The following is a 16,653-nucleotide window of genomic DNA, read 5'->3' as shown; positions in this document are numbered from 1 at the left end:
GGTTTCAGCTGCGAGCTTGTGGTTAAATACGGCTTCTTTTGTCCCGGGGTTGGCCGGGGCGCTCATCATAACAGGACGGCCCCGCCCAAGACAGCGGCCGTCAAAGGGACGCAAGCCGCCATGCAAGTGAAACACCTGCTGCTGATCGCCATCCTCGGGCTCACCGCGGCCTGTTCCTCTAATAAGGAAGTCATCGACGAGAACCTCAGCGAGGCCGAGCTGTATCAGCAGGCCCAGGCTGACCTGGACAATTCCAGCTACACCAGCGCCGTGAACAAGCTCAAGGCCCTGGAGTCGCGTTACCCGTTCGGCCGCTATGCCGACCAGGCGCAGCTGGAGCTGATCTACGCCAACTACAAGAACTCGGAGCCGGAGGCTGCCAAGTCGGCTGCCGAGCGCTTCATCCGCCTGCACCCGCAGCACCCGAACGTCGACTACGCCTACTACCTCAAAGGCCTGACCTCCTTCGACCAGGACCGTGGCCTGCTGGCGCGCTTCCTGCCGCTGGACATGACCAAACGCGACCCGGGCGCGGCACGCGACTCGTACAACGAGTTCGCGCAGCTCACCAGCCGTTTCCCCAACAGCCGTTACGCCCCGGACGCCAAGCAGCGCATGATCTACCTGCGCAACCTGCTGGCCTCCTATGAAATCCACGTGGCCGACTACTACCTCAGCCGTCAGGCATACGTGGCTGCCGCCAACCGTGGCCGCTACGTGGTGGAGAACTTCCAGGAAACGCCTTCGGTTGGCGACGGCCTGGCGGTGATGGTCGAGGCGTACCAGAAGATGCACCTGGACGACCTGGCTGCCACTAGCCTCGAGACCCTGAAGCTCAACTACCCGGACCACCCGAGCCTGGCCGATGGCGAGTTCCAGCCCAAGCAGACCGAGTCTGACGGTCGCGGCTGGCTGTCCAAGGCTACGCTGGGCCTGATCGAAACCGACACCCCGCTGCCACCGGGCCAGACCCGCGCCAACCAGGACGTGATCAAGCAGTTCCAGGATGCGCGTGACGAAATGCCCAAGGAGCTGCTGCCCAAGGACGAAAACGGCGACCCGATCGAGCCACCAGGGCCCAAGGAAGCCAATAGCAACCGCTCCTGGTTCAGCTACATGACCTTTGGTCTGTTCGACTGATTCGGGCGTTGCATGAAAGGGAGGTCCTGGACCTCCCTTTTTTATTGCCTGCGCCCTAGACTGTCATCCTCTTTCATTCGACAAGCTGAACACCATGGTTCGCCTACTTTTCTGGATCGTTCTGATCGCCGCCGCGTTCTGGCTGTGGCGCAAATTCAAACTCAGCCAGCAACCGCGTCAAGAGGCCAAGCTCGACGCGCCTCTAAAAATGGTTCGCTGCGCGCATTGCGGCGTGCACCTGCCCACCGATCAAGCACTGGCGCAGGGCAACACCTGGTATTGCAGCCAGGCGCACTTGCAGCAGGGGCCTGGCCGCCAGGGTTGATCGGGCGGTTAGCCAAGACGCCCATGGGGGGCGTAGGGTGCCGGGTCGATGATGGGCTCGGCGCCACTGAGCAAATCGGCCAGCAGTTGGCACGAGGCTGGCGCCAGCACCAGCCCGTTTCGATAATGGCCGCAGTTCAGCCATAACCCATCAAAACCTGGCACCGGCCCGATAAACGGAACGCCTTCAGGCGAACCTGGCCGTAGCCCGGCCCAGTGGGCCACCACGGACGCGCCATCCAGGCCGGGGAGCAGATCCACCGCCGATGCCTTGAGGCTTGCCAGCGCCTGATCGGTGGGGGTCTTGTCGTAGCCGGCATGCTCCAGCGTGCTGCCTACCAGAATGTGCCCATCCCGGCGCGGAATTGCATAACGGCCTTTGGCAAGCACCATGCTTGGCAGAAAATCTTCAGCGCATTTGAACAGGATCATCTGCCCTTTCACCGGCTCGACCGGAAGCTCAAGACCCAGGTGGCGTAGCAGTTCGCCGCTCCAGGCGCCGGCACTGAGTACGACTTCGTCGGCGGCCAGCTCGCCTTCAGCGGTGCTCACCCCAACGATACGACCATTCTGCTGCACAAAACCCGTGATCTGGCAGTGCTCACGCACACTCACATTGGGTAATGCCAGCAACGCTGCCTTCAGCGATTTGACCAGGCGCGGGTTGCGCACATTGGCCACGCCTTCCATGTAGAGGGCCCGCTCAAAGCCTGGCCCCAGCACAGGGACTGCGTCGTACACCGCCGAAATGTCCACGGCGCTCAGCGGGCGCTGCTCACGGCCCGCCCACGCCAAGGCCTGGGCTTGATCATCCAGGTCGAGCCAGTAAAGCCCGGTGGTATGCACTTCAGGGTCCAGGCCTGTGCTGGCGAACAAGCGCTCGCCCAGCTGTGGATAAAAGTCCTGCGACCAATGTGCCAGGGCGGTCACTGCCGGGCTGTAGCGCCACGGATACAGGGGTGAGACGATACCGCCCCCGGCCCAGGATGACTCGCGGCCTACCTCGCCCTGGTCGCATATCACCACCTGGTCAACGCTCGCCGCCAGGTTGAATGCCGTCAGCAGGCCAATGACCCCGCCACCGACCACCACTACTTGCTTGCTCATCTGTCGATTCAACACCTGAAGTAAAAAACCGCGATGCACCGGGCACCTGTGACCGTTCAGCCTCCCCAGCAGCGCGCGCTGTCGCTGGCGCCGTGGTTGCGCCCTACCCCAGCTTGATCAAGCTCGAAATCGCCACAGCGGTCTTCGGCCATGAGCCCTGTGGGCAAACGTCGGGCACGCAGGGTGAAGGTCTGGTCCTCGCGCAGCGCTTGCAGGCTGTAGTAGCGGTTGCCCGAAGGCAGACTCGGGTCGCCTTCGGCATACCGGCCAGTAAGCAAGCGATGGCGTTCCAGGCGCAATGCGGCATCTTGCAACAGGGCGACCACCTCGTGGCGCGCTGCCTGCCGCAGGTGGTCGTTGTAACGGGGGTAGGCAATGGCTGCCAGAATGCCGGTGACGGCCAGCACAATCAACAGCTCGATCAGACTAATGCCTTGCTGCATGTCAGTCTCCTCTGAATCTTTGTCGCCACGCCATGCGGACAAGCTCACCGCCATCGTTGGCATACACCGCTTCCACTGCCTGCCGCGGATGACTTCGCTGGCTGACCGCGGTGACCCGGAACACGGTCACTGGTCGCCCCATCGGGATAGCCACGGCGCGTTGCGTAGTGCCTAGGTTCTGCACCTGAAAAAAACCTTCCGGCCCGGCTTGCCAGGCCCCAGCCAGGCGATGAGGCTGCTCCGGCGGCAGACACACTTCACACGGCGGTGGCGGCGCCTGCACGATCGATTGCTTGCCAACCGCCAATGTGGCTTCGGCCTGCTCGAAGGCCAGCTGACCATCTTTGAACAGGCCTACCATTTGCGTTTCAACGGCGGCTGCACGTAGCGCCGAAGTGCTCAGCACCCCCAACAAAAGGCTCAGCACCAACGCCAACAGCAGCCCCACCCCCCGCTCACGTGTCATGGCTCGCCCCCGTTGCGGCGGGCCACACTGACAACGTACTGCTGCTCCAGCGCCAACAAAGGGTCGAACAGATTCAAGTGCAGGTCGATACGCTGGCCATCATCCGCAGCCACCACGTGCAGACGGCGCACATGCTCAAGCAGGGGCTGGGTGCTGCTGCCACGGGTGAAGTACAGGGTATCGTCCCTGACGGCGTAACGATGCCGGGTGATGGGGATGGCCATCAGCGGCGCGGCGGCGTGGACATGTCCACGATGTACTTTGGCGTAACCGACGCAGTCAGTGAGCAGGGTCCATTGGGGCTTGAGCGAATGGCCCGGAAGGTCGGCCACTACCACCGTAAGGCTTGATTCCTCGACTTCCAGCGGTCGGCTAAAGGCGGCAAGGGTGTCGCCGTCCGGCAGATCAGCGGGCTCTAAGCGCAGGCAGCCGAACATGCCAGCCATGCGGACGTCCTGGGCCATGCGCAATAGGGCCAGCCGTGCATCTTCCTGCATGCGCAGCGCAGCCCCTTGCAACTGCCACGCCCGGTGGGCAGAGGTGAACAACTGGCTGGCGCCGGCCAACAGCATCAACCCGAGTGCCAGCGCCAGCAGCAGTTCGAGCAATCCGACCCCGTTTTGCCGAAGCCTCATGGCAGCGCCTGCTCATGTGCACTGGCAGATGCCAGCACCGCCTGCACCTGCTGCCGAGCGTCATGCGTGGCCTGCAAAGCCTGCATGTGCAGCGCCGCTGCGGCAAACATGCCCACGGCAATCACCACCATGGCCAACAGCGTTTCCAAGAGCGTCATGCCCCGTTGCGTTACCTGCATCCCTGCAGCTCCTGCGACTTTTCATGCGTTGTCGATGTACGCCTGCCACTGGAAGGGTGACCCCGCGTGCGTGAAGCTAAAGCCAAGCACGCCCAAGGAGAAATGCACGGTGAAGCAACAGGGAGTAACACTGATACAAACGGTGTCGGCGCTGGCGGTGCTCGCTGTCCTGACGCAGCTTGGGGCGCCTGCCTACGTCAAGCTCAGCGATGACCTACACCGTGCTGCCGTCACGCGGGACTTGGCGCAAACGCTGCGTAGCGCACGCGGGCACGCCATGCTGTTGGGTGAGGATGTGCGGGTGCAGGCGCTCGACGATGCGTGGGGCAACGGATGGCGAGTGATGCTGGTGCAGGATTCGCGGGTGCTGCGTGAACAACGCCTGCGCCGGCCTCTGCAGATCGCCGCGAACCTGGGTACGACGATGACGTTCACGGCCATGGGCCTGCCAGTCAACCCTGCCGGCAACTGGCTGGCGGCGACTTTCGAGGTATGCACGCGCTCGGCCGGCACCAGCCAGCATCAAGTGGTGATGGCGTCCAGCGGCAGGGTCCGGGTATCGAATGAAATCCGCGATAGTCGAAGGTGCACAGATGCTGGGGCCTGAGCGTTTATGGATAAACGCTCAGGCCCGCGCAGGCGATCAGATCAATGAGCGCACACGCAGCTCTTTGGGCATCGAGAAGGTGACGTTCTCTTCACGCCCGTCCAGCTCTTCGGCGCCCGTAGCGCCCCATGCCTTGAGCTGTTCGATGACGCCGCGCACCAGCACTTCCGGCGCGGACGCGCCTGCGGTGATGCCGATGCGGCCAACCTGGTCGAACCAGGCCCGCTGCAGGTCTTCAGCACCGTCGATCAGATGGGCCGGGGTGCCCATGCGCTCGGCAAGTTCACGCAGCCGGTTGGAGTTGGAACTGTTGGGGCTGCCGACCACTAGGACCACATCACACTCGTCGGCCAGTTGCTTCACGGCATCCTGGCGGTTTTGCGTGGCGTAGCAGATATCGTCCTTGCGCGGCCCGCCGATGTTGGGAAAGCGCGCACGCAGCGCGTCGATCACGCGGCTGGTGTCGTCCATCGACAGGGTAGTTTGCGTCACGAATGCCAAGTGGTCAGGGTCTTTCACCTGCAGATTGGCCACATCGTTCTCGTCTTCTACCAGGTAGATGGCCCCGCCGTTGCTGGCGTCATACTGCCCCATGGTGCCTTCGACTTCCGGGTGCCCGGCATGGCCAATCAGGATGCACTCACGGCCATCGCGGCTGTACTTGGCCACCTCGATGTGCACCTTGGTGACCAACGGGCAGGTGGCATCGAACACCTTCAGGCCGCGCCCACCGGCTTCCTGACGCACGGCCTGGGAAACCCCATGGGCGCTGAAGATGACGATGACATCGTCCGGCACCTGATCGAGCTCCTCGACGAAAATGGCGCCACGGCTGCGCAGGTCTTCGACGACGAACTTGTTGTGCACCACTTCGTGACGCACATAGATGGGCGGGCCGAACACTTCCAGCGCGCGGTTGACGATTTCGATTGCCCGGTCGACCCCCGCGCAGAAGCCGCGCGGGTTGGCGAGTTTGATTTGCATGATCGGCTCCAGGCCTACAGGGCCTTCACCTCGAGGATCTCCACCTCGAAGGTCAGGGTCTTGCCAGCCAGTGGGTGATTGAAGTCGATGGTCACCTGATCGTCGTCGAAGGCCTTCACCACGCCCGGCAGTTCGGCGTTGGCGGCGTCCTTGAAAATGATCAGCAAGCCATCGGACAGCTCCATGCCTTCGAACTGGGACCTCGGCATAACCTGCACATTCTGTGGGTTAGGCTGGCCGAAGGCGTTCTCCGGGGCAACCTCCACGGTACGCTTGTCGCCAGCCTTGAAACCGAACAGCGCGGCCTCGAAGCCCGGCAGCAGGTTGCCGTCGCCCACCTTGAAGGTGGCAGGTGCCTTGTCGAACGTGCTGTCGACCGTGTCACCGTTTTCCAGGTGCAGGGCGAAATGCAGGGTGACTTCGGTGTTCTGGCCGATACGAATGTCAGTCATGGACCGGCTCCTCGGATTTCTTGCTCTTGAACATATCCAGCGCCAACATGATTGCGCCGACGGTGATGGCGCTGTCAGCCACGTTGAAGGCCGGGAAGTAGTGGCGGTTCTGCCAGTGCACCAGGATGAAATCGACCACATGGCCCAGCACGATGCGATCGTAGAGGTTCCCGATAGCACCACCCAGTACCAGGGCCAGCGCTACGGCCAGCCAGGTTTCATGACGACCGAGGCGCTTGAGCCACACCACCAGCACTGCGCTGACCACCACGGCGATCAGGGCGAACAACCAACGCTGCCAGCCGGCGCCATCGGCCAGGAAACTGAACGCAGCGCCAGTGTTGTAGGCCAGGGTCCAGCTGAAGTAGTCGGGGATGACGACAATTTGCTGGTACATGGTCAGGGCATTGTTGAAGTACAGCTTGGTGGCCTGGTCGACGACCAGGACCAGCACGCTCAGCCACAGCCACGCGAGGCGCCCGAAGCGCCCCCCTGCAAGGTTAGGCATAGTGGCGCACCTCGCCGGAGCCGGTCAGGTTTTCCACGCAGCGACCGCAGATTTCCGGGTGCTCCGGATGGCTGCCGACGTCTGCACGGAAGTGCCAGCAACGGCCGCACTTGGTGTAGCCGGACTTGACCACTTTCAGCTTGAGGCCTTCCACTTCGGTCGCCACCGCCTCGGCAGGCGCCTGCGCGAACGGCACAACGCTGGCAGCCGAGGTGATGAGCACGAAGCGCAGCTCGTCGCCCAGCTTGTTCAGGTCGGCGCTCAGGCCCTCGTCCGCATACAAGGTGACTTCGGCCTGCAGGTTGCCGCCGATGACCTTGGCGGTCCGCTGGTTTTCCAGTTCCTTGTTGACCGAAGCCTTGACCGCCATCACCCGATCCCAATAGGCGCGATCGAGTTCGGTGCCTTCCGGCAGCTCGCTCAGGCCCTCATACCAGCCATTGAGCATGACCGACTCGTTACGCTCACCCGGCAGGTACTGCCAGATTTCGTCGGCGGTGAAGGCCAGGATCGGCGCGATCCAGCGCACCAGCGCCTCGCTGATGTGGTACAGCGCGGTCTGGCAGGAGCGACGGGCGACGCTGTTGGCACCGGTGGTGTACTGGCGATCCTTGATGATGTCGAGGTAGAAACCACCCAGCTCCTGCACACAGAAGTTGTGCACCTTGGAGTAGACGTTCCAGAAGCGGTACTCGCCGTAGTGCTCTTCCAGCTCGCGTTGCAGCAACAGGGTGCGGTCCACCGCCCAACGGTCCAGGGCCAGCATGTCCTGCGGCGCGAGCAGGTCGCGGGCCGGGTCGAAGCCGGTCAGGTTGGAGAGCAGGAAGCGTGCGGTGTTGCGAATACGCCGGTAGGCATCGGCGCTGCGCTGCAGGATCTGCTCGGACACTGCCATTTCGCCGGAGTAGTCGGTGGCAGCTACCCACAGGCGCAGGATATCGGCACCCAGGGTGTTGTTGACCTTCTCGGGCTCGATGGTGTTGCCCAGCGACTTGGACATCTTGCGGCCGTTCTCGTCCACCGTGAAGCCGTGGGTCAGCAGCTCGCGGTACGGGGCGTGGCCGTCGATGGCGCAGCCGGTCAACAGCGACGAGTGGAACCAGCCGCGGTGTTGGTCGGAACCCTCCAGGTACAAATCGGCGCGGGGGCCGGTGGCATGGCCGATGTCGTGGGAGCCGCGCAGTACATGCCAGTGCGTGGTGCCAGAGTCGAACCATACGTCCAGGGTGTCGGCGATCTTGTCGTACTGCTCGGCTTCGGCGCCCAGCAACTCGGCGGCGTCGAGCTTGAACCAGGCCTCGATGCCCTGTTGCTCGACGCGCTTGGCAACCTCTTCCATCAACTCGACGGTGCGTGGGTGCAGCTCACCCGTCTGCTTGTTCAGGAAGAACGGGATAGGCACCCCCCAGTTGCGCTGGCGCGAGATGCACCAGTCAGGCCGGTTGGCGATCATCGAGTGCAGGCGTGCCTGGCCCCACGCCGGGACGAACTTGGTGTCCTCGATGGCCTTGAGGGCACGCTCGCGCAGCGGTTCACCGTCGCGTGGCTGTTTGTCCATGCCCACGAACCACTGTGCGGTGGCACGGTAGATCAGCGGCGACTTGTGACGCCAGCAGTGCATGTAGCTGTGGCTGATGGTCTCGGTGTGCATCAGCGCACCGACTTCGCCCAGTTTCTCTACGATGGCCGGGTTGGCCTTCCAGATGAACTGCCCGCCGAAGAACGGCAGCGATTCGACGTACACCCCGTTGCTCTGCACGGGCGTGAGGATGTCATCGTTGACCATGCCGTAGCGCTTGCAGGTCACGAAGTCGTCTTCACCGTAGGCCGGCGCGGAATGCACCACGCCAGTGCCTGCGCCGAGTTCGACGTACTCGGCCAGGTAGACCGGCGAGAGGCGGTCGTAGAACGGGTGACGGAAGTTGACCAGTTCAAGGGCCGAGCCTGGAGCAGTGGCGATTACCGAACCTTCCAGCTCAAAGCGCTTGAGGCAGGACTCGACCAGCTCTTCGGCCAAGACCAGCAGGCGCTCGCCGATATCGACCAAAGCGTACTGGAATTCGGGGTGAACGTTCAGTGCCTGGTTGGCAGGGATGGTCCACGGGGTGGTGGTCCAGATCACGATGGCGGCCGGCTTTTCGAGTGCCGCCAAACCGAAGGCTGCGGCCAGCTTGGCGTCATCGGCGACAGGGAACGCCACGTCGATGGTCTGCGACTTCTTGTCGGCGTATTCGACTTCGGCCTCGGCCAGTGCCGAGCCGCAATCGAAGCACCAGTTCACCGGCTTGAGGCCCTTGAACACGTAGCCCTGCTTGACCATCTCGGCCAGGGCGCGGATTTCACCGGCCTCGTTGGCAAAGTTCATGGTCTTGTAGGGGTTGTCCCAATCGCCCAGCACGCCCAGGCGAATGAACTCGGTCTTCTGCCCTTCGATCTGTTCGGCAGCGTACTCGCGGCACAGCTCGCGGGTACGGTCGGCGGTCAGGTGCTTGCCATGGGTGACTTCGACCTTGTGTTCGATCGGCAGCCCATGGCAGTCCCAGCCCGGCACGTACGGCGCATCGAAGCCGGCCAGGGTCTTGGAACGGACGATCATGTCCTTGAGGATCTTGTTCAGCGCATGACCGATGTGGATCTTGCCGTTGGCGTAGGGCGGGCCGTCGTGCAGGACGAACTTGGGACGATCCTTGCCAATCTCGCGCAGCTTCTGGTACAGGCCAATGCTGTCCCAGCGCTGCAGAATCTGCGGTTCGCGCTGAGGCAGGCCGGCCTTCATGGGGAAGGCGGTGTCCGGAAGGTTTAGCGTGGCTTTGTAGTCGGTCATTTCAGGCTCTTGGTTAGCGGTTGAGCGTGCCAATGTGCACGTGCGGCGGCGATATCCGCATCGATCGCCGACTTCAGCGCCTCCAGGGAGGCGAATCGCTGCTCTTCACGCAGCTTGTGGTGGAACACCACCGTCAGGCGGCGGCCATAAAGGTCACCGGCATAGTCCAGAAGATGGATTTCCAGGTGCGGGCGTCCGTCACCGGCAACGGTAGGACGCACGCCAATGTTGCCGACACCCGCCCAGGCCTTGCCATCGATCTCGATACTGGCCAGGTAGACCCCGGCCAACGGTACACGACGGCGCTTGAGTTGGATGTTGGCGGTGGGTGTGCCGAGCTGGCGGGCCAGCTTCTGGCCATGCAACACGCGGCCGGTGATGCTGTACGGGCGGCCCAGCAGGTGCTCGGCCAGCTCGAAGTTGCCTTGCGACAGCGCCTTGCGCACCTCGGTACTGCTGACCCGCAGGCCGTCCTGGATCACGGTGTTGGCGGCTTCTACGGTAAAACCATACTGCGCGCCTGCCTGGACCAGGAAGGCGAAGTCGCCTTTGCGGTCACAGCCAAAGCGGAAGTCGTCACCCACTTCAAGATGCTGCACGCCCAGGCCATCGACCAGGATGGTACTGACGAAGTCGTCGGCGTCGAGCTCACCCAGGCGCTGGTTGAAGGCCAGGCACAACACGCGGTCGATGCCCTCCCCGGCCAGCAACGCGACCTTGTCGCGCAGCCGGGCCAGGCGGGCCGGCGCGGTGTCGGGCGTGAAGTACTCACGCGGCTGCGGTTCGAAGATTACCACGCAGGTCGGCAGGCCCAGGGCCTGGCCGCGCTCGCGCAGGCGCGCCAGGATTGCCTGGTGGCCACGATGTACCCCGTCGAAGTTGCCAATGGTGGCGACACACCCCCGGTGTTCGGGGCGCAGGTTGTGAAGACCTCGAACCAGCTGCATAACGCGCTTCTTGCTCATAAAGTGGCCGATTATAACCACACCCGGGCGCCGGTGACAGGCAGCAGCGCCCAAGGGCGGCGTGGATTGCGAAAAACCGACGCCTGACGCGCCCGCCGCCTCAGTGCAAGGCTTTGCGGGCGAACTGCCGAGGCCGGAAACCGCACAGGTACAGGCAACCAAAGTAGGTGACGACGCCCGCCATGATCAGCGCCATCAACCGCATCAGTCGTTCAAGCATGTTTCCCTCGACCCAGGCCGGCAGGTAGTGCATGCCGGCCAACAGGACACCGGACATCAGGCCTGCCGCCAACACCAGCTTGAGCAGAAACACGGCCCAGCCCGGTTGCGGCTGGAACAGCTGCTGGGTGCGCAGTTTCCAGAACAGCAGGCCGGCGTTGAGACAGGCGCCAAGGCTGATGGCCAGGGCCAGTCCGGCATGCGCCAGCGGGCCGATGAGCACAAGGTTGAACAGTTGCGTGCAGACCAGGGTGAAGACGGCAATCTTCACTGGCGTGCGAATATTCTGCTGCGCATAGAAGCCCGGCGCCAGCACCTTGACCATGATGATTGCCAGCAGGCCAACGGAATAGGCGATCAGCGCCTGCTGGGTCATGGCCGCATCGGTCGCGCTGAATTTGCCGTACTGGAACAGGGCCACGGTCAGCGGCTCGGCAAGGATCGCCAGCCCCAGCGTACACGGCAGCACCAGCAAAAAGCACAAGCGCAGGCCCCAGTCGAGGATGCGCGAGTACTCTTCCCGGTCCTTGTTGGCGTAGGTCTTGGCCAGGGTCGGTAGCAAGATGGTGCCCAAAGCGACGCCCAGGACACCAGACGGCAGTTCCATAAGCCGGTCTGCGTAATACATCCAGGAGACAGAACCTGCCACCAGGAACGAGGCGAAAATAGTATTGATGATCAGCGATATCTGGCTCACCGAGACGCCGAGGATGGCAGGGATCATCTGCTTGAGCACCCGCCACACGCCTGCATCTTTCAGGTTCAGCCGCGGCAACACCAGCATGCCGATCCTTTTCAGGGCCGGCAGCTGGTAGAGCAGTTGCGCCAGGCCACCGGCCAGCACGCCCCAGGCCAGCGCCATGATCGGCGGATTGAAATACGGCGTGAGCAATACGGCGAACACGATCATCGCCACGTTGAGCAAGGTCGGCGTGAAGGCCGGCACGCTGAAGCGGTTCCAGGTGTTGAGGATGGCGCCCACCAGCGATGACAGCGAGATCAGCAATATATAAGGAAAGGTGACCCGCAGCAGATCGGTGGTGAGCTGGTATTTCTCGGCGTTGTCGACGAAACCAGGCGCCGTGGCCCACACCACCCAGGGTGCGGCCAGTATGCCGATGCCGGTCACAACGGCCAGCACCAGCGTCAGCAAGCCGCTGACGTAGGCCACGAAAGTACGCGTGGCCTCTTCGCCCTGCTGGCTTTTGTATTCGGCAAGAATGGGCACGAATGCTTGGGAGAACGCCCCTTCGGCAAAGATGCGGCGCAGCAGGTTGGGTAGCTTGAATGCAATAAAGAAGGCATCGGTGGCAACGCCGGCGCCGAAAATACGCGCCAGAATGGTGTCGCGGACAAAGCCCAGCACCCGCGAAATCATGGTGATCGAGCTTACCGCAGCCAGGGATTTGAGCAGGTTCATCGAAAAGATTCACGCCAATGACAGAGGACGCTGCCAGAGCGCGCCCGAATGTGCGATACTCCCGCGCCTTCGCAGGGGAGCCAAAAATTCCCGAGTGTACAGGTCGCGCAGCAGAAAGGAATCTTTCCCGCTTGTTGGCGCACCGCTCGGCGGAACCTTGCAAGTGGCCTTGACATCCGTCCGACTGATCGGCATGATTCGCGGCCTATTTTGTTTGCTATTTACCTAAAGTCTTTCGAGGAGCTCGACGGTGGCCAACTCACCTTCCGCCAAGAAACGTGCAAAACAGGCTGAGAAGCGTCGCAGCCACAACGCCAGCCTGCGTTCCATGGTCCGCACCTACATCAAGAATGTAGTTAAAGCCATTGACGCAAAAGACGCCGAAAAAGCGCAAGCCGCTTACGTTCTGGCTGTACCTGTAATCGACCGTATGGCCGACAAAGGTATCATCCACAAGAACAAGGCTGCTCGTCACAAAGGCCGTCTGAATGGCCACATCAAGGCGCTGAAAGAAGCTGCAGCTGCCTAAGCGACGCGCTAGTCAAAAAACCGACCTCAGGGTCGGTTTTTTTATGCCTGCGTTTTGTCAGTTTCCCGGTTCGTGGCTCAACGCACGCTCTGAATAGTTGCAGGGCCGCATGGCGGCCCTGCCCTGTATCACTTGGCGATCTGGATCTTGGGTGCCCACTGCAGCCATTCGTCTTCGGCTTTTTCGAACAGCGGGAAGGTTTGCCTTGGCCGAGCCGGGGTGCCCATGCGTTCACCCTCGGGCGTCGCGAAGGCGATACCGCCATCGATCAATGTTTCCAGCGACTCCGTGCGCACGGTGGCGCCCTTGAACAAGCCCCAATCGAAGCCAAAGCCGCTGCTGTTCCAGAAGCGGCTGCCGCTACGTACCAGGCTGGCATAACGTGGCTCGATCAGAATGTGGATCAACACCCTGTCGGCACTCTGCCCCAGCTCGACATCGGTCACCTTGCCCACCGCCACCTCGCGGAATGTCACGGGCACACCGGGCTTGATGGAGCCTAGCCGAGGTGCGCTGAGGGTCACTGGCAAACCCACTTCGGGCCCCGCAACCTCGGGCGCTTCGGCCAGTGCGATGAAGTCACGCTGAGGACCCCTGTCCTTGACCGCAGGCTGTACCTCCAGGTACTGCCCGCCTACCAGCGTGTCGAGGTTTTCGGTGCGCACCAGGCCGAAGGATGGCTTGACCACCCAAAACTGAGTGCCGGCACGAGCTATGCGCTCTGCCGCTTCGGTAATACGCGCCTTCAACAGCACTGCCTGCATGTCCTTGGTAAGGTCCACACTTTCTACACTGCCCACATCCAGCCCCCGGAAGCGGATGGCGGTGCCTGGCTTGAGCCCATCGGCACGCTCTACGCGGATGGTGATAAGGGTACCGGCACGATTGGCTGCCTCCTGGCTCTCATGCAAGCGGAAACGCGGGATATGGCGCTTTAGCGGCACATTGGGCCGTGGCGTGTCGAAGGCAATGCCGCCTGCCATCAAGGTCTGCAGGGATTCACTCTTGATCTTGATGCCGGACAGGCCACCGGTGAGGGTAATACCACTGGCGTTCCAGAACCGTGTCGAGCCGTTTACTAGTTTTTCGTATTCTTTCTCGATGTGAACACCGATCAGAATGCGGTTGCTGTCACGGGCGAACTGATAGCTTTGCACGCTACCTACCTTCACCTGCTTGAAGGTTACGGGGCTACCTACTTCCAGGGAGCCCAGGGTATCTGCGAACAGCACCATGTGCAGGCCCGGCGCCTTCAGGTCCAACGGCGGCGCTTTGGCGCGCGCTTCGAACTCGCGCTCAGGGCGAGCGCCTTTCTCGCCAGGGCGGATGGCAATGTAGTTACCCTTGACCAGCGCTTCCAGGCCCGTGATGCCCGCCAGGGAAATGGAAGGCTTGACCACCCAGAACTGGGTGCCATCAACCAGATAGTCTTCGGTCAATGGGTCCAGCGTCAGCTCGGCGGTGGCGCTGGATAGGTTGTCTTCCATTTTCAGGGTCTTGAGAGAGCCCACCTGGATACCTTTGTACATGACGGGCGTACGGCCTGCCTGCAAGCCCTCGTAGTCGCTCAGCTTTACCTTTACTCGAATACCGGCCTGAGCTGCATCGAAGTCCTCGTACAGGCGAAATGGCAGGCTTGGGTCAGTGGGCGGGCTGTCCTTGCGGTGCTCTGGCGTGGCAAAGGCGATACCGCCGGCGACGATGCTCGACAGCGACTCACTGCGCACCTTGACCCCCGACAGAGAGGCATCGATGCTGACGCCGCTGGCGTTCCAGAAGCGCGTGTGCTTGCGCACCAGACTCGCATAGGCCGGCTCAATGAAAATCTTCACCTCGACCGTGCTCTGGTCTTCGGAAAGCCGGTAACTCTTCACGCGGCCGACCTGGATTTGCTTGTAGAAGATCGGGCTGTCTTTATTGAGCGACCCCAGGCGCTCGGCCTTGAGGGTAAGGTGCAAACCAGGCTCGGAATCCGACAGTGGGGGTGCCACCTTGAGCGCGGTGAACCGCTTGGTGGGCTCCCCTTCTCCAGGGCTGACGGCAATGTAGTTACCAGACACCAACGTCTCGAGGCCGGATATACCTGCCAGGCTGACGCTCGGCTTGACCAGCCAGAAACGCGTGCCCTTGTTCAGATGCCCTTCGGCCGCCTGGTTCATCTCGATGGTAGCGATGACACCCTGATTCTCGCCCTCTGCATCCAGCACCAGGCTCTTGACCTTGCCGACCGGCATGCCTTTGTAGATGACTTCGGTCTTGTTGGCGACGATGCCTTCGCCCGACTCGAAACGCACCTCGATCTGCACGCCAGCCTCACGGTAGGCCTGCCATGCGAGCCAGCCTCCGATCATCAGTGCGATCAGGGGCAGGATCCAGATGGCCGACCAATTGGAGGCAGGGCGGGTTTTAGCCGTTGGCAGGTCACTCATGGTCGTCATCCGACTCCGTGTTATCCCAAATCAGTCGGGGATCGAAAGTCAAAGCAGCAAGCATTGTCAGGATCACCACAGTTGCGAAGGCGACAGCGCCCAGATTGGCTTCGACATTGGCTATCCTGCCGAAATTCACCACTGCCACCAGAATGGCGATGACGAATATGTCGAGCATGGACCAACGTCCTATGAATTCGATGAAACGGTACATCCAGATCCGTTGACGCGCCGACAGGGGCTGCCTGCGCTGCACGGAATACAACAGCAGGCCGATCCCCACCAGCTTGAACGTAGGCACCAGGATACTGGCCGTAAATACCACGGCCGCAATCGGTACCATGCCGTGCTTGAGCAGGGCAATGACGCCCGACATGATGGTGTCGGGCGTGCCTTGACCGAATGAGCTGACGGTCATGATCGGCAGCACGTTGGCCGGAATATAAAGAATGGAGGCAGCGATGAGCAGCGCCCAGGTGCGCATGATGCTGTTCGGTCGTCGCGGATGCACCCTGGCACCGCACCGCGTGCAGGTTTGGGATGCGTCGCCTGTGGCTTGCCTGTTCAGTTCATGACACTCGTTGCAGACAACGATACCTGCATCAATCGCCCGCATGCGGGTCCTCCCCCGATAATGCACTCCAGACCTGATGCGGTGACATTACGACCTCCAGCCAGACCTGAATCAACAGCAGACTGATGAAGCAGAACAGCCCAACCCCTACGGTAAGTTCCGCCAGGTCCACCAATTTGACGATAGCCACGAGCACGCCCATGAAGTAGACCTCGAGCATGCCCCAGTCACGCAAGTGGTGATAGGTCCTGTACAGCAACAACCCTAGCCTGCGCCCTGTGTTAAGCCGAATCGCCAGCAAAACGACCAGCTGACACATCAGTTTTGCCAACGGTATCGCCATGCTGCACAGGAAAACCACGATGGCCACCCCCTGCATGCCCGAATCGTACAATCCCAGTACGCCACTCCAGACGGTGTCGTCCGATGTCTGACCTAGCAGATGCAACTGCATGATCGGCAGGAAATTGGCTGGGATGAACAGCGCCAGCGCCGTCAGCACCAACGCCAGGCTGCGATTGACCACATTATGCCGGTGCGCATAGAGCTCGTAGCCGCAGCGTGGGCAAAGCGCTTTTTCACCGGGGTGGATCACAGGTTTGCGTAAGAGTAGATCGCATTCATGGCATGCGACCAAGTCTTCGAGTGACAGATCAGCCAGCGTTTCTGGCTCGACGGGGTTGGACATAGGACGCTTCTGAGTAAGTGCGTGGGGTTATTCTAGTGATCTTATGGAGGACGGCATAGGCTGGAGATACAGCTTCGAATGGCCAGGCGATCTAAATTTGGATTCTTGCCGATCAGGGAGGGGTGCCTGAGCGACAGGCAGGCTTGGAAAATTTTTTGGA

General features: G+C 61.8%; 18 protein-coding genes. 4 read left to right on the top strand and 14 right to left on the bottom strand.

Annotated features, from left to right (window positions below):
• The first annotated feature begins 120 nt into the window (after positions 1-120).
• Positions 121-1,140: an outer membrane protein assembly factor BamD gene (locus tag ACF8E5_RS18875; protein ID WP_058638642.1), complete on the top strand. Its 1,020-nt coding sequence runs from the start codon at positions 121-123 to the stop codon at positions 1,138-1,140.
• 94 nt (positions 1,141-1,234) lie between these two features.
• On the top strand, positions 1,235-1,465 hold the full coding sequence (locus tag ACF8E5_RS18870) for a PP0621 family protein (RefSeq protein WP_023533255.1): 231 nt from the start codon (positions 1,235-1,237) through the stop codon (positions 1,463-1,465).
• An 8-nt stretch (positions 1,466-1,473) separates the two neighbouring features.
• Here the strand turns inward: ACF8E5_RS18870 and thiO are convergent, their stop codons facing one another.
• The 5 genes from thiO to ACF8E5_RS18845 are packed head-to-tail and all read right to left on the bottom strand — an operon-like array spanning position 1,474 to position 4,294.
• Complete coding sequence (thiO, locus tag ACF8E5_RS18865) at positions 1,474-2,571, bottom strand: glycine oxidase ThiO (RefSeq protein WP_392475657.1); 1,098 nt, start codon at positions 2,569-2,571, stop codon at positions 1,474-1,476.
• Between the two features lie 56 nt (positions 2,572-2,627).
• Entirely contained in the window at positions 2,628-3,014 is a 387-nt protein-coding gene (locus ACF8E5_RS18860) for a type IV pilin protein (protein ID WP_196186688.1), read from the bottom strand.
• Position 3,015: 1 nt separating this feature from the next.
• On the bottom strand, positions 3,016-3,480 hold the full coding sequence (locus ACF8E5_RS18855) for a hypothetical protein (protein ID WP_196186687.1): 465 nt from the start codon (positions 3,478-3,480) through the stop codon (positions 3,016-3,018).
• The gene (locus tag ACF8E5_RS18850; protein WP_058603164.1) at positions 3,477-4,115 is read right to left on the bottom strand and encodes a PilW family protein; all 639 of its coding nucleotides are present in this window, start codon (positions 4,113-4,115) and stop codon (positions 3,477-3,479) included. Before ACF8E5_RS18850 ends, ACF8E5_RS18855 begins: the two co-directional genes overlap by 4 nt.
• Positions 4,112-4,294: a prepilin-type N-terminal cleavage/methylation domain-containing protein gene (locus ACF8E5_RS18845; protein ID WP_058638647.1), complete on the bottom strand. Its 183-nt coding sequence runs from the start codon at positions 4,292-4,294 to the stop codon at positions 4,112-4,114. Before ACF8E5_RS18845 ends, ACF8E5_RS18850 begins: the two co-directional genes overlap by 4 nt.
• A 109-nt stretch (positions 4,295-4,403) precedes the next feature.
• On the opposite strand from ACF8E5_RS18845, the gene ACF8E5_RS18840 reads away from it, so the two are divergent.
• Complete coding sequence (locus tag ACF8E5_RS18840; protein WP_078479151.1) at positions 4,404-4,901, top strand: GspH/FimT family pseudopilin; 498 nt, start codon at positions 4,404-4,406, stop codon at positions 4,899-4,901.
• A gap of 36 nt (positions 4,902-4,937) precedes the next feature.
• Here ACF8E5_RS18840 and ispH read toward each other — a convergent pair whose 3' ends face one another.
• The 6 genes from ispH to murJ all read right to left on the bottom strand — a co-directional run bounded on the left by ispH (position 4,938) and on the right by murJ (position 12,273).
• Positions 4,938-5,885 (bottom strand): 4-hydroxy-3-methylbut-2-enyl diphosphate reductase, encoded by a 948-nt coding sequence (gene ispH, locus ACF8E5_RS18835; RefSeq protein ID WP_058603167.1) that lies wholly within the window; start codon positions 5,883-5,885, stop codon positions 4,938-4,940.
• A gap of 14 nt (positions 5,886-5,899) precedes the next feature.
• Positions 5,900-6,337 (bottom strand): FKBP-type peptidyl-prolyl cis-trans isomerase, encoded by a 438-nt coding sequence (gene fkpB / locus ACF8E5_RS18830; protein ID WP_058603168.1) that lies wholly within the window; start codon positions 6,335-6,337, stop codon positions 5,900-5,902.
• Positions 6,330-6,845, bottom strand: coding sequence for a signal peptidase II (gene lspA / locus ACF8E5_RS18825; RefSeq protein WP_058638649.1), 516 nt, complete (start codon positions 6,843-6,845; stop codon positions 6,330-6,332). Before lspA ends, fkpB begins: the two co-directional genes overlap by 8 nt.
• A complete protein-coding gene (ileS, locus tag ACF8E5_RS18820; RefSeq protein ID WP_058603170.1) occupies positions 6,838-9,669 on the bottom strand; it encodes an isoleucine--tRNA ligase in 2,832 nt (943 codons plus the stop codon). Before ileS ends, lspA begins: the two co-directional genes overlap by 8 nt.
• The gene (gene ribF / locus ACF8E5_RS18815) at positions 9,666-10,616 is read right to left on the bottom strand and encodes a bifunctional riboflavin kinase/FAD synthetase (protein WP_392475656.1); all 951 of its coding nucleotides are present in this window, start codon (positions 10,614-10,616) and stop codon (positions 9,666-9,668) included. Before ribF ends, ileS begins: the two co-directional genes overlap by 4 nt.
• A gap of 118 nt (positions 10,617-10,734) precedes the next feature.
• Complete coding sequence (murJ, locus tag ACF8E5_RS18810; RefSeq protein ID WP_196186685.1) at positions 10,735-12,273, bottom strand: murein biosynthesis integral membrane protein MurJ; 1,539 nt, start codon at positions 12,271-12,273, stop codon at positions 10,735-10,737.
• A gap of 250 nt (positions 12,274-12,523) precedes the next feature.
• Between murJ and rpsT the strand changes: the two genes are divergently transcribed.
• Positions 12,524-12,802: a 30S ribosomal protein S20 gene (gene rpsT / locus ACF8E5_RS18805; RefSeq protein ID WP_023533220.1), complete on the top strand. Its 279-nt coding sequence runs from the start codon at positions 12,524-12,526 to the stop codon at positions 12,800-12,802.
• Between the two features lie 128 nt (positions 12,803-12,930).
• Here rpsT and ACF8E5_RS18800 read toward each other — a convergent pair whose 3' ends face one another.
• Genes ACF8E5_RS18800 through ACF8E5_RS18790 form a run of 3 tightly spaced genes read right to left on the bottom strand, consistent with a single transcriptional unit; the run spans position 12,931 to position 16,493 of the window.
• Positions 12,931-15,231 carry a PqiB family protein gene (locus ACF8E5_RS18800; protein WP_058638658.1) on the bottom strand — a complete coding sequence of 767 codons (2,301 nt, stop codon included), beginning with the start codon at positions 15,229-15,231 and terminating at the stop codon, positions 12,931-12,933.
• On the bottom strand, positions 15,224-15,847 hold the full coding sequence (locus ACF8E5_RS18795; RefSeq protein WP_058603173.1) for a paraquat-inducible protein A: 624 nt from the start codon (positions 15,845-15,847) through the stop codon (positions 15,224-15,226). Before ACF8E5_RS18795 ends, ACF8E5_RS18800 begins: the two co-directional genes overlap by 8 nt.
• Positions 15,834-16,493 carry a paraquat-inducible protein A gene (locus tag ACF8E5_RS18790; protein WP_196125945.1) on the bottom strand — a complete coding sequence of 220 codons (660 nt, stop codon included), beginning with the start codon at positions 16,491-16,493 and terminating at the stop codon, positions 15,834-15,836. The genes ACF8E5_RS18795 and ACF8E5_RS18790 overlap by 14 nt, the downstream gene beginning before the upstream one ends.
• Positions 16,494-16,653: the final 160 nt, after the last annotated feature.

This window comes from Pseudomonas sp. WSY_20, assembly GCF_043104335.1.
Classification (GTDB): domain Bacteria; phylum Pseudomonadota; class Gammaproteobacteria; order Pseudomonadales; family Pseudomonadaceae; genus Aquipseudomonas; species Aquipseudomonas parafulva_B.
Note: the sequence above shows the minus strand (reverse complement) of the source record. Positions and strands in the feature narration are given on the sequence as shown.